Consider the following 13,333-nt stretch of genomic DNA (forward strand, 5'->3'; position numbering starts at 1 on the left):
TTTTTTATAATAAAACAAGTACCCCTGGCCCGATTCGAACAGGCGACACACGGTTTAGGAAACCGTTGCTCTATCCATCTGAGCTACAGGGGCATTTTTTTTGCACTCAAACAGAAATATATATTTATATTTTACCACATTTTTTTTTTTTAGTCCTGCATCACCTAATATTTTTCTTAAAAGTTGAAAAAAAGATTAAATAATACAGATAGAAACGAAGGTTATTCCTCGGAGGTACTCGGACAAGACACAGTAGGAGAGGAATGTAAAGATTGTCCCTTATATGTCATTCCGGATTTATCCCAGCTTTTGCCTTCTACCCTTGGGGGAGAGGGATTAAGGGTGAGGGGGCTATAGAGAGGTTAATGGGATGAGTTTTATCCCTCGGGGATACTCTGGACAAGTCGCCGAAGGCGAAAAGGGATTGGGACATCTATAAATTAACTATTATTTGCTTTCGGCTTGCTTATTTCAATCCAACCACCATTCTTGTATGCAAAAAATTCCCAGAAAATTTCTCCATTGACTCTTGACCCCAAGATTACTAAATGTTTTCTCATCGTTGAAAAATCATCAAAAACATCGGCTTTTTTGAGAATCTCAGCATACGCATTTAGATACACATCTTTATCCCTACCTTCTGGATAAGTAATGAGAACCTTAAGAGGGGAATTAAAAATGGATAGTTTATTCATCTCAAGGCTACTATCCTTCATATTGTTTTCATGCTCAATGATTACAGGCAAGTATTCTGCACAAGAATAAGATGGATTCATCAATTCCTTTCCTTCTTTCTCGTAAAAAGTAGTGTATAAAACAGCATCCAATAACCAGTATTCCCTGTAATACTTCAATTCTAATCTCTCTACCACCATATACAGCAAACTCTTGTCGTCAGCTGTTTTTACAACCATATTCTTAGTAAAATTACCGGGATAATTCCATGAATCTATCAATAATTGCTCAAAATCTTTATCTTTTGCTGTGTTCTCTTTAGGTGCGTCTTTCTTTGGCTCAAGAGCATCCTCCCCTGTTGTGCTAAAAATCACATACTTTAATACAATAAGTTTGGATTACCCCCTAGCGTGAGTTTCCCACTTTCATAACATAAAATAATACAAAATTAAGTAAGGATAAGGGTTTCCGCTTATTTTTTATGTATATACTAAAATAAATAATTAAAACAATATTATATACTCTTAAAATGCTTGTTATTAAAAAGAATAAAAATATATTTGACAAAATAAAAAGGTATGTATATACTAATGTTATTATGGCAACATTACAGAAGAAAAAAGTAAATGGCAATGAATACTGGTATATAGTGGAATGCAGAAGGATTAATGGCAAACCTCAACCTGTTGTGCTTGAATATATAGGCAAGGTAGAGAATTTATTGAAACGTATTGAACAACAACGTGATAGAACAGTGAAGAGTTTTTCTCACGGCGCAGTATTGGGGTTATTAAATGCAAGTAAAGAGATAGAATTGCTGAACATACTTAATAAATATTTTCCTAAACAGAAGCGGGATGGGCTTAGCGTTGGACAGACCATCTTACTGGGAGCAATTCACCGGGTTGTCAAACCTGCAAGCAAGAGAAGTTTTAGTCAGTGGGTAGAGACCACCACTTTGCCTGAACAATGGGGTTTTGATGTGCGACGGATAACCAGTCAGCATTTCTGGGACCAGATGGATAAAATAAGACAAGAAGATATAGAAAAGATAGAGGAGGAGATAATCAGGACGGTAGATAAGAAATATAGGTTAAACTGGTCTATATTGTTTTACGACAGCACAAACTTTTATACTTATATTAATACCAGCAACTCAAAGAATACCATCGGGCAACGAGGCAAAAATAAACAGAAGAGAGATGACCTACGGCAATACAATCTCGCTCTTTTAACCACGAAAGATTTTTTTCTACCCATTTTTTCGTATATCTATCAGGGTAACAAGAATGATGTTTCTATCTTTCCTGAGTATTTGGAAAAAATGCTGCAAAGGTTGAAAAGCATTGTCGGGCAGGTTGAAGAAATAACGCTTGTTTTTGACAAGGGCAATAACAGCTCGAAAGGAATGGACATATTAAAGGAAAAGAAACTTGGGTATGTGGGGACACTCTCTATTTATTCTCATTCTGACTTAATAAAAATCCCTTATAAAAAATATGAACAAATAGAATTAGCGGACGGTAAAAAGGTTCTCGTCCACAGAGCTGAAAAAGAATTATGGGGTAAAGAGCACAGGATAATAATTAAGAGAAGCGAAAAACTAAAAGACGGACAGATAAGAGGTTTCTTTTTAGATATAGATAAAAAAGTCAATTCCCTGGAGTTGTTGAAGGAAAAGCTGAATTCGCCTGGTGCAAGAAAAAGAAACAAAGAACAGCTTCAAGAACAGATAAGCAAGATTATTTCTGGAAAGCTGCTCAAAGGAGTTATAAAGGTAGAAATAAAAGAATCTGCAGAGAATAAAAGTGGGTTTGATGTATTATGGGTGATTGATAAAAAAGCCCAGAATAAAATAATAAATGAAGTTTTCGGCAAAAAGATATTTTTCACCAACAGGATGGAATGGACAAACGAAGAAATAATTGAAGCATATCATGGGCAAAGTAAAATAGAAAGAATATTCAGGCACCTTAAAAATCCATATCATTTTAGTGTACGACCTCAATACCACTGGACTGACCAAAAGATAAAAGTACATACCTTCATTTGTCTGCTGGGATTATTGATAAGCGAGCTTTTGAGAAAAAAACTCTTTGACGCCGGTATGAAAATGTCGCTGGAGGAAATCATAGAACGATTATCCAATATAAGAAAATCAACCACAATCTATTATACGGGTAAAAAGGGTAGACCAAAGGTTGAAAGCCAGTTGGAATCTATGAGCGATATAGAAGAACAAATGTGGAAAATAATACAAAAAACAGCAGTTTAGTATATACAAGTCAAAATTGCTGTGTTATAATTATATCAATGGGTTCGACGCTTTTTTCCTTCTAAAGTGGGAAACTCACGCTAGCTAGCTCCGACTACTGGACTTTGTCCGAACCGTAGAGAAATTGATAAAATGACATAAGCTGTTTATATCTTAATAGTAAGCTTCTTGCGTGAATTTGCGATATTTTTCCAAGATATTTCGTTTTCATGTGCTAAGCGATCTAATACAATATCAACGCTTATTCTATGACTCTTAGCAAAGTTTACGACTTCTTGTTTGTTAGAGTTTTGTAAATAGTCATCATCTTTAGTGGTAGCGAGGATTTCACTTACTATTTTTATAGAAAACCTCAAAAAAGAATACCCCCGCGGTGTTCATCCCATTTAGCAAGCTGAATTTTGCGATTAGTCATATACTCAAGCATGTCTTCACGCTGATATTTATTTATAATATTGTTTAAATGCACACTTAACCCTTGGGGAGATATCAGAATTGCTTGTGAAGGTCTTACAAGCTTTGAATAGACAAGGATTTGAGCAAGATGAGAAAAGTTTAAAGCTCCATATTTCACCTCTATAAATATCAATCCATACTTGTCTTTTTCTTTTACAACGCCTAATAAATCAATTTTGATTTTATATGTAGGATAGTCCGGAAAGTTTTTTCGAAACGTAGTTTTTGTAAAAAAATCGCTCAAGTAGATGTTATGAACATCATGAACCGTAACCTCAGCATTCCGATTCTTATTTTGCAGATAATCACAAAACCATTTTTTCATCGGTACATATAAAACAATCTCTCGTTTGGAAGTGTTTCCCTGCCTATTCATTTTCTGTAATAGTAATTAAGTAATTTAAAAGTTCCCTCCAATGGTTAAAATGTCGCCCTCGAAGAAAAACAGGTAGTTTTTCTGAAATTTCCTCTTTATGTTCTGGTTTTTCTTTTATCCTGTATGCCTTTTTTTTTCCTGCTGAGCGATAAATCATATTGCGATTTTTACTCGCCAATTCTTTAAGTACTTTATCTTTATGATTTAAATAGGAGCCTACCAGGGCAAATTGATTTGCAAAGATTTTTATTTGATGTTCTTTCGCCCAAAAACCCTTTGCTTTTTTTGTTCAGGATCTCTAAAATTCGGATGTCCAAAATCTATAGTATGTATTGGCATTTCAATGTTATATAACAACTTAGCTAAATCAGCAATAAGCAACCAATTTCTCTGATCTGCTTCCAAATATATACGATGTTGATCTTCTTTTCCAAAAGCAGCATTAGATTTTCTGATATGTCCAGTTGTATCAAAGTATCTCCTTAAAAATTCTTTTTGTATCTCTTTGTCAGCTTCAAAAATTGTTCTTGGAATTCTAAAGGAATGAAAATCCGTAAATTCATCATTCAAAAGATATTTTAAGATTAGCCATGATAAATCCTCTCTATGCCAAGTAATTATTAACGATACATCGTTTTTATTACGATTCTCTTTAGCAAGATCAAGACTATATTTACGTATTCTATTTACGACTACATCTAAGCTATTTTATAACTCCAAAGGCTTATTGTATACATCTTTATAGCTTTTAGCAACTAAATTTTTATATGGAAAAGTAATTACCAAGCGCCATATTTGTCCTTCCTTAACAAAAATCCCTTTCCCCACAATAAGCCCTAAAAGATACGCTATGTCCTCGTTAAGAAAATCAGCAAATTATATTGGTTTTTTTCAAATATCAAAAGATGAGGCTTCTTATCACAATTTAAGCATTTTTCTAACTTCAAAAGAAATAAAAAACTTTCGCAAAATATTCTAAAATTTTTTTATGATGGTCAATGTTATCGTTTTTACTCTATTAACTTATAACCTAACCATTTTTCAAAAATTTCTTTATTTTCAACTTTTAATTTTTTAGATTGATACATTTTAGAATAAATTGCTTTAATCTCTGAAATATCCTCGCTTGTTAATAATCTTTTTTCGAACATCTGATACAATGTATCAGAAATTTTATTTGTTAAAATTAAGGACCTAACATTGGAAATTCTTTCAATAAGAAAAAATATTTCTGGCTCAGAAATTGACTTGCCTTTGGACCATTGAAAGAAATATTTGAGTGCCTCTGTAATACCATTTACTCTGTTTTCGAAGCGAACTGAAGATAAGTAAATTTCCAATATTTCTTCTTTTGAACATACTTTTTCAAACCACAGAGCTAAAATTATTTCAACTATTTTTCGCCTAAAAGTTTTATTCATTTCTTTTATGAACAATGTTCTAACTAATTGCTGAGTAATAGTTGAACCTCCTGAACGACGTTTTTTTCCTATAATACCTAAAATAGCTCTTGCGATTGCTTTTATGCTAATTCCTTTATGTTTATAAAAACCACGATCTTCGATGAATATTAGATTTTTTTTAAATACTGTTAAATCAATTTTCATACGTTGAGTTTCATACACTGCTAATTTAGCTCTGTAGATTACGTATTCAAAATCTTTTACAAGTCCTAAATGAAAACAACTAGCAAGTCTTTTAGCAAGACTTAATACTAATCTTTCATTTGTATCGTATAATGCGAAACGAAAAGAGAAAGAAATTACAATGACCCACAACATAAGAAAAATAGCAGCAAAGGTTATTTGATTACTTGGAGATGACATAATACTAGATAATGAAACGAAATTTTTGATTATATGTGGCAAAATTCCATACAAAAGAATGGTCGAAGTTACACAAATTAGCCAAAAGGGATATGTAACATACGAAAACCAGCCAGGAAAAAGCTTTATGGCAAATGGATTAGTGGCTCCCTCTATTCTCCAATTAGGTAAAACTAAGTGCTGGGTGCCATAATACAAACCTAGCATGTGTCTTAAAATGACAATTTTTCTTGAATCAAAAATTATTGACTTTTGCCTCTCTGCAAAATATCTTACCGTTAACCAAGAAAAAGAACAAATTATAAATGTAAGAATTAATAACGTTTGTGTTGATAACGCACCATTAAAAAATTTAGTAGGATTGTGGAGAAAACTTACAGCTATTGAACCGAGCATAGCAGATATTACGAGGATAAAATTTGCTGCGTTTAAAAATATTCGTTCTTGAGATTGAATATTTGCGGCACAATTTTCATATTCCTTAAGCAAAATATCTCTATCCGTAAATTTAGAAGCTGGATAATATTGTTGCCAATCAGCTTCTTTCTCTTTTAATTTGGTCATAAATTTTAGGTTGAAGATTCATTTTCGATGGTTTGGATTTCTTCTTCGGTTAGGTCGTGGAGTTTATAGACAAGTTGGTCGATTTGTTTTTCGTATTCTTTAACTTTTGCTTGTTTGTTAGAGTTTTCTAAATAGTCATCATCTTTAGTAGTAGCAAGGATTTTAGAATTATTCAAATCAATCTTCATTTCCTAATAACCTAAACTCTAGTTCATAATTTTTTACAAATCTCAATTCTTCTTGACTAAGCCCATACAGGGGCGCAATGTAATCATCGATTCCATCAATATATTTTTTTGATTTGCTTATTTTATACTCCTTGAAGGAATCTATATTTGCATAATTCCTTGTTGTTCTTATGCGCGCATTTTCTTCAACGCTTTTTAGATAAGTGACGTATAACTCTTTAATTTTTTTGATATTTTCCTTGCTTATTTTATTTAGGGGAATTGGAAATGATTCAACCTCGTACGATTTTAGATTTAAGTTATCGGAATAAATCTGATAAAACCAAAAAAATAAATTACTACTTAAAATTGCCCCCACAATGTCAGCTATCTCACTATCAAAACATATTTTTCTTTCCGCGGAAGAACCCGTAGAGTAGTTCGTAACGACTTTGAAATATCGCCCTCCAGCAAAACGATAATATATTGGTTTACCGCTGTCGTTTAAAAGATCTTTAATTTTTATTTTTAATTTGAGCAATTTTTTCAACATATCGATTTCGATAGGTAAGCCAATTTTAGGATACCTTCCTCTAAGCTTATAATCTTTTACGTCTATAAATTGAAGGTTCTTCAATAAGTTAGCTAAATCAAATCTTTTTCCTTTCCTATACATTTTTGTTGTCATAATCTGCTCATTTCTTGCAAGCGTCTTAATAAAAAAAAGAATAGCTGTATTTACAACAGAATTTTCAAATATAGGCTGTGGTCTAACAGCGTAAGATGAAATTTTGATAATCCTGCAGTTTTCTTCCAAAAGTTCGTGTATATTTGCCATCGAATCGCTAGAAGTTATAGATATCGGTAATATGAAATTGAGACTGCCATTCTTTATTAGAATATTAAAGCCCATTTCAGTAAATATGACAAAGGTATCTGTAGAACCCCTTTGTCCTTCATAAGTTTTTGTGCTTTTATAGCGCATTTTAAAGAACTCTTTTTCCTGATTCGAATATTTAGCTCCATACGGCGGGTTTCCAATAACTATATCAAAACCACCTTTTTCAAAGACTTCTGCAAAGTAGAGTTTCCAGAGGAAAAACGGTCGTGTTTTATTCTTGCTGGTAAATTCTCGAAGTTGTTTTTCTATATTTTCTAAATCAAAGCCGGTTTTTTTAGAAAGTTTTTGTTTTTCTTTCGATATTTGTTCTTCGCGTGTTTTCTTGTTAGGAAGTATCTCATATTTCCTTTCAATGTCTTCTATTTGTCTAAAATAACCTGCTTTCTGTTTTTTTATTTTTGATTCAAAGATTTTTATCATCAAATCTTCCACTTCTTGTTTTAATTTATTTTTTTTATGTCTGTCGGATTCATTTTGAAAATCAAATTTCTTTTGCTCAAATTCTTTAATAATAGAGTCTGCCTTTTCTTCAAATCCCAACCCTGTCTGCTCTTTTTCTTCTCCGTTTTCTTTATCAAAATCTATCCCAAGAAATTCAGAAATCAGACTATTGCCCTGCATAATTTTAAAATCAAGGTTTGGCAATGCTTCAATCCCATAGTTTTCTTTTGTTTCATCAATTTTTTCATCTACAAGAAGAGAAATGAAGAAGCGTAGTTTAGTTATTTCTACAGCGATTTGCTGAATATCCACGCCGTAAATACATTTTTGTATTAAGTATAGTTTACGTCCATAGTCAGCATTTTTGTCTTTGAAGAATTCTTCAATCTGCTGTTTTGCAATTTTGCTGACCTGTAGGTCTGGTATTTTATTTGCGGCTGCGAGTTGTGCCTGTTTCCATAATTCGTTGTCAGGGTCAATTTTACCAAGGATAAATACCATCTTGTTAAGTGCGCCCATTGGAAAAGCACCTGAACCCACAGCCGGGTCAACAATTCTAACGCTTTCAATTAGTTCCGCAAGTTCTTTAGATTCAGATTTATTAAAAGGGTTTTCCTCTTTTTCTTTTGAAAACAAGGTGTCAAGTTTCCCGTCAATATTGTCTATTTCTGAAAGGTGTGTCTTGAAATACGCTTTAAGCGATTCTACAACCATATAATCAACAATTTCTCTTGGAGTATAATAACTGCCGGTAGCTTTGCGAGCGGTAGTGGATGTCTCAGGATTAAAACTTGCCAGAAGATTTTCAAAAACCCTGCCCAGAAGTTCTGGGTCAAGAGCAATATCTGCATCGTCTGGAGAGTTTTCGTCAATAGTAAAGTTAAATGAAGATAAAATATTCAAAAGTCCCTGTACCTTATAGTTCTTGTTTTTAGTACCATAATCAGAGTTTAAGTCAATATTTTGCTCATCGCTGAAGAATAGAAAATTCGGGACACTCGGTTGATATTCTTGTTTTCTTTCAGTAAAACCATCTATGTAAATATCATTTGTACCATCATCGAGACAGTCAAACAGCCCACCGTTAAGAAACGGAATATTTCCAAAATATTCTTCCATTTTTTCAGAGTTTGTAAAAAGGTCATGGTAACGATATACGTATTGATTGCTGAAATCGGGATTATATCCTTTATACCCACGTATTTCGCTTCTGAACTGTCGTTCGCCTTTTTTGGTATTTAAGGTAGCGAAAAACAGGTTTTGCAAGATTGCCCGATAGTAAGTTGAATCGTCAGAATCAATGTTTTTAAGAATTCCATTGATATTTTCTTTTTCAAACAGTTCTTTTGGCATCAAACCTTTTTCCCGCATAAACCAGATAAAAATCATTCTTGTTATTAGCCGGATAATAGCAACATTCCTACCATTATCTTCTACCTCGGCATCCTTGGGGAATCTGGAATTCTTAACCGCCCAGAAATACCAGTAAGCTATATCTTGGTAAAATTCCTTAGTAACCTTTTCTACAGAAAAAATTTCCTTAATTTTTTCCAGAGAAGAAAAATTACCTTCAGAAATTCTTTGAAGAAATGTTTTATTTGTAAGATCTTTACTTACAAAATAGGTAAAGCGGCGGAAAGCGCTCCAATCACGACGTTTACCCAGATAGTTTGCGTAGATTAAACTGAAACGAAAGTTGCCATTTTTATCATAAAAAATAAAAATACCTGCATCGGTCTGGGTCTCTTTAAGGATTTTCTTACCCAGTTCATACTGTACTTTTTTCCCTGCTCTTTCTGTTAGAGGTTTTTTAACAGGCAACGAACATACTATTAGGTTTCCATCTTCAAAATCAATTTCTTCCAATTTGGTGCCCTGTCCGAAGTTATCATCCTCGTGACGCAGAGACTCATTGGGATGGCGGAATTTATCATTCGCCTCACGAAAAAACCTTATGAATTTTTCTTCATTAAAATTGTTAATAATATCCTGGAGAATTTGTCTTTTCATAATTTTTGATTTTCAATAGCAACAATAATTTCTTTAGTTAAATTCTTTTGTTGGAATTTCTCTCTTTCAAGATAATCAGCACCAAGTTTATCTTTCAAAGCATAGATTTCTTTGAGAGATTGGTTAAGTTGTTTTTCTGTGCTGCTTTCAAAGTTGGCTATCCTTCGCAATGTATAATCCGGCAATGTGCCATAATCGGTAATATCTTCAAGCAGTACTTTTAAGAAATTTTTTACCAGTTGTATTTCTTCTGTATGGTTTCTATATATAAGTGTCTTAAGGTTGTTCTTGGCTTGTTCTTCCAAACTTCGTTCAGTTGGCGGTCCTACTCTGTGATCCCTGAAGTTTTTTATACTTTCATAAGCACTCCAAAACTTTGCTCCGAGTTCTAACGGTTCTTCGTCAGGTTTACACAGAATTTTATTGTAGGATTCTTCAAAAGTTGCCTGAAAAAAGGTATCTTTCTCTTCCTGCTTGTATATGGTTCCATGAATATACAGTCTGCCTTTTTTAAGAAAGACCAATAGTTCATCTGTATCAGCTTTTTTTGCCACTTTTATACGTGGAGGGAAAGTTTCCAAAGCAGCAATTAGACCTGGATTTTCTTTTTTTATTCTTATAAACTCTTTTAAAGCCTTTGTATAAAAACTTTCTTCTTCCAGTTTGTCGGGATTTTGTTGCATTTTGTTATATAATTTGGCAGGAGACGGTTCTTCGTCAATAGCAAATATTTTAGAATCTTCACCGAGAGTATTATGAATCAAAAACATTTTATTGCTGGCAATCTCCCTTGCTTGTACCAATTCTGCCCCCTGTTCAGTAGGAAAGAAGTTGACGATAAAAAGTTTGTCAAACACTTTTTTACTTATTCGGTTGATACGTCCCAACCGTTGAATAATGCGAACAGGATTCCATGGAATATCATAATTGATGACAATACCAGAACGGTTTAGGTTAAAACCTTCTGAAATTTTATCTGAAGATAACAAGATATCAAAATCATCTTTCTGTTCAGAGAAGGAAGCGTCAAAATTTGTGTTTATTGCAGATAGGTTTTTTGCTGTCAGGTCACCAGCAATAACCAGCAACCTATCGCCAAAGACTTTTTTAATATGTGGTTCAAGATATTTCACTGTATCAAGATATTCGGAAAAGATAACAATTTTTCTGTTGGGCTCTTTTTTTAGTTGAGATTCAAGGTTTTTAATCAAACAAGATGTCTTGGGATCATTTCTGACCAGATTAAATTTATTCAGAGAATCAAGAATTTCATTGAAAAGCTTCAGGTCAGATTTTATGTCTTCTATAAATTCATCTCTATACTTAAAGTCAGCCAGTTTATAAACTTTATGGTTTTTAGGATACTCGCCTGCGTTGATTTTTTTCGTATATTCGTCCAGATGTTCTTCAATCTCTTCTGGTTCTTTGTCGTATATTCGTTCAAGCAAACTTCTATCCAGTATATATTTGCCTGTTCGCTCAATGAATGTTAAGACTGATTCAGCAATACGTTTGAAGTTTTTAAGACTTTGTTCAAAGGAGCCGAACGAACTTTCAAATCTTTTTACCAGCAACCGGCGCATAAAATCGTATAGATTACGTTGGGAATAAAATTCAAAATTTTCTTTATCAGACAGTTTTTCTCCCACAATTTTTTCTTTTGCCGTTTCGTATTCAAAAGGCCTGTAAATCGCTCCCTTAAACATTCCGCCGTTATCAGGGTCGCCAAAGTATAATTTGATTACATTGTCATAAAGAACAGATTGTTCCTTTGTCAGTTCAAAGAACCATTCTTTAGGGTCGGCAACCTTAGACAGATTTTTTACTTCTTTGTTATAATCTGGGTTTTCTTCCAAATCTAAACGATTGCGTCGAATAGTTACGGGTTCTATAACATCTCGTATCTGTTTTGCCAGATATTTTGAACGTCTTGCTACTTTTTCCAAACCAGAGACAACATCAAATTTTTCTCCAAAAAATGTTTTGTAATCACTATGTGCTTTACTACGTTTTTGCTGGTTTGTTGCATTCCAGTGTTTCTTGATATAACCGAGTCGGTCAAAAGAACCTTTGAAAGACTTGAAGCGATCAACAAGACTGTTTTCCATGGTTATTGATGATTTCTTTGGAGTGATAAATAGTTTGAGAAGTGATAAAATGTCACCTGGGCGGTTGTTGAACGGAGTAGCAGTAAGAAGCATTACTAATTTGTTACGACAGATATTTTTTAAATATTCATAACTCTCCGTATCTTGGTTTCTGAACCGATGTGCTTCGTCAACTATAACAACCTCTACATCTTTGGTTTTCTTTACAAATTCCTGAAGTTTTTCCAAATCACCGAGAGACCATACCTCCCAGTCATATAAACCAAATTGCTCTTTATACATATTCCAGCCGGAATCTTTTTTTCTGGGGTCTCCCATAATACCGGGCGGGCAGATTATTACTCCTCTTTTCCGCAATTCTTTGGCAACGGAACAAGCAATAATAGTTTTACCCAGCCCTACAACGTCAGCAAGAATAACACCATTGTTGTTTTCTATTATTGCTAATGCTTGGCGAATAGCATCCAATTGATATTGATAAGGTATATAGCCGTTGTCTTCGAGAGTTTTGATAAGAGATTGCCCAATTTCTCTTTTTTCAAAAGAATCAAGGTATATTTTCAGAATAAGAACAAACGCTTCAAATGGAGTGATTTTTTTGACTAGGGTTTCTTTTTCAACAAGTTCTATCAATCTTTTCTTAAGATCTGTATTTTCGGTAATTTTGACCGCTTCGTTCCATAAGGTATCATAGTATTCTTCAGCACTTTCAAAACCGTAATCGCTGATTTCAACGTTAAACTCTTCTTGAGTAGTAAGCCCTAAACCTGTAAGGTTACTGCTACCGGTGATGAAGAGATTTTGGCGTCCTACCTGCTCATCCTGCAATTTGAATATGTATAGTTTCGCATGGTTAGGATGGAAGGTCTTTCTTATAATGAGCCGATTACTTTTTATAAGGTCCATAAAAAACTTGACTTGTATGTAAAATTCTTTGGTGTCAAACTTTTCAGTGTTAATGGATTTTTTTATGGATTCAAAAAACCTTTGGCTTATTTCTTCATTAGATAAACGACCGCTGTGATCATCTAAATCAGCATACTCAACCAATTGAAAATTTAATTTATCAACATTGAGACCAACCAGGACTTTAAGTATTACTTTGGGGTTTTGCTTGAGTTCAGAGCAAAGTTCCCTTATACCAGAGAAATAAAAAAAACCGACCAAAAATTTTAATTCATCACTTTTGCTTATCAGTTTAACCAGTCGTTTTTTTAGGTTTTCTGCACCACTATTGGTTATGAAATTTTTCATATAGATTTATTGTGCAATTCTTGCGTTAAAAATAAAAGCAGAGTTGCAAGCATCTCATAGTTGGGTGTCCATACCTGCTTGAATGTGTACAGCATTGTATCTATTTTACACAATATTTAGAAATGTGTCTATTAAAAGCATATTCATTATACTTTTAGAGAAAGAGAGTCAATACAAATATATCGCAAGTATTGTCTGTTAAGTGTTTATGTGCTAAGGGAAGAAATGTTTGAAATGATTTTATCGGCGAATTTAAGTGCAGTAGTTCCTTGTGCTTCTA

Annotated in this window: 9 protein-coding genes and 1 tRNA gene; 1 reads left to right on the plus strand and 9 read right to left on the minus strand. The window is 33.4% G+C overall.

Features of this window, described 5'->3' with window-relative positions; genetic code table 11:
- Positions 1-19 precede the first annotated feature (19 nt).
- Together M0P98_01425 and M0P98_01430 are read right to left on the minus strand one after the other, a co-directional pair.
- Positions 20-93: transfer RNA gene (locus M0P98_01425), tRNA-Arg, on the minus strand.
- Between the two features lie 347 nt (positions 94-440).
- Positions 441-1,049: a hypothetical protein gene (locus M0P98_01430; GenBank protein ID MCK9265538.1), complete on the minus strand. Its 609-nt coding sequence runs from the start codon at positions 1,047-1,049 to the stop codon at positions 441-443.
- Positions 1,050-1,204: 155 nt separating this feature from the next.
- Between M0P98_01430 and M0P98_01435 the strand changes: the two genes are divergently transcribed.
- Complete coding sequence (locus M0P98_01435; protein ID MCK9265539.1) at positions 1,205-2,950, plus strand: IS1634 family transposase; 1,746 nt, start codon at positions 1,205-1,207, stop codon at positions 2,948-2,950.
- Between the two features lie 352 nt (positions 2,951-3,302).
- Here the strand turns inward: M0P98_01435 and M0P98_01440 are convergent, their stop codons facing one another.
- The 7 genes from M0P98_01440 to M0P98_01470 all read right to left on the minus strand — a co-directional run bounded on the left by M0P98_01440 (position 3,303) and on the right by M0P98_01470 (position 13,053).
- The gene (locus M0P98_01440) at positions 3,303-3,731 is read right to left on the minus strand and encodes a hypothetical protein (GenBank protein MCK9265540.1); all 429 of its coding nucleotides are present in this window, start codon (positions 3,729-3,731) and stop codon (positions 3,303-3,305) included.
- Positions 3,732-3,774: 43 nt separating this feature from the next.
- Positions 3,775-3,939: a hypothetical protein gene (locus M0P98_01445; GenBank protein MCK9265541.1), complete on the minus strand. Its 165-nt coding sequence runs from the start codon at positions 3,937-3,939 to the stop codon at positions 3,775-3,777.
- 89 nt (positions 3,940-4,028) lie between these two features.
- Entirely contained in the window at positions 4,029-4,352 is a 324-nt protein-coding gene (locus M0P98_01450; protein MCK9265542.1) for a hypothetical protein, read from the minus strand.
- A gap of 440 nt (positions 4,353-4,792) precedes the next feature.
- The gene (locus tag M0P98_01455) at positions 4,793-6,172 is read right to left on the minus strand and encodes a transglycosylase domain-containing protein (protein ID MCK9265543.1); all 1,380 of its coding nucleotides are present in this window, start codon (positions 6,170-6,172) and stop codon (positions 4,793-4,795) included.
- Positions 6,173-6,177: 5 nt separating this feature from the next.
- Positions 6,178-6,360: a hypothetical protein gene (locus M0P98_01460; GenBank protein MCK9265544.1), complete on the minus strand. Its 183-nt coding sequence runs from the start codon at positions 6,358-6,360 to the stop codon at positions 6,178-6,180.
- A complete protein-coding gene (locus M0P98_01465; GenBank protein ID MCK9265545.1) occupies positions 6,350-9,691 on the minus strand; it encodes an Eco57I restriction-modification methylase domain-containing protein in 3,342 nt (1,113 codons plus the stop codon). Before M0P98_01465 ends, M0P98_01460 begins: the two co-directional genes overlap by 11 nt.
- Positions 9,688-13,053: an SNF2-related protein gene (locus tag M0P98_01470; protein MCK9265546.1), complete on the minus strand. Its 3,366-nt coding sequence runs from the start codon at positions 13,051-13,053 to the stop codon at positions 9,688-9,690. Before M0P98_01470 ends, M0P98_01465 begins: the two co-directional genes overlap by 4 nt.
- Between the last annotated feature and the right edge of the window lie 280 nt (positions 13,054-13,333).

The sequence above is a fragment of the bacterium genome, assembly GCA_023230585.1.
Taxonomy (GTDB): Bacteria; Ratteibacteria; UBA8468; order B48-G9; family JAFGKM01; genus JALNXB01.

What these genes read in the sequence shown, in the direction of transcription:
- M0P98_01465 (MCK9265545.1), bottom strand. Translation starts at nt 9,691, where the DNA reads ATGAAAAGACAAATTCTCCAGGATATTATTAACAATTTTAATGAAGAA.
- M0P98_01440 (MCK9265540.1), bottom strand. Translation starts at nt 3,731, where the DNA reads ATGAAAAAATGGTTTTGTGATTATCTGCAAAATAAGAATCGGAATGCT.
- M0P98_01455 (MCK9265543.1), bottom strand. Translation starts at nt 6,172, where the DNA reads ATGACCAAATTAAAAGAGAAAGAAGCTGATTGGCAACAATATTATCCA.
- M0P98_01445 (MCK9265541.1), bottom strand. Translation starts at nt 3,939, where the DNA reads ATGATTTATCGCTCAGCAGGAAAAAAAAAGGCATACAGGATAAAAGAA.
- M0P98_01470 (MCK9265546.1), bottom strand. Translation starts at nt 13,053, where the DNA reads ATGAAAAATTTCATAACCAATAGTGGTGCAGAAAACCTAAAAAAACGA.
- M0P98_01460 (MCK9265544.1), bottom strand. Translation starts at nt 6,360, where the DNA reads ATGAAGATTGATTTGAATAATTCTAAAATCCTTGCTACTACTAAAGAT.
- M0P98_01435 (MCK9265539.1), top strand. Translation starts at nt 1,205, where the DNA reads ATGCTTGTTATTAAAAAGAATAAAAATATATTTGACAAAATAAAAAGG.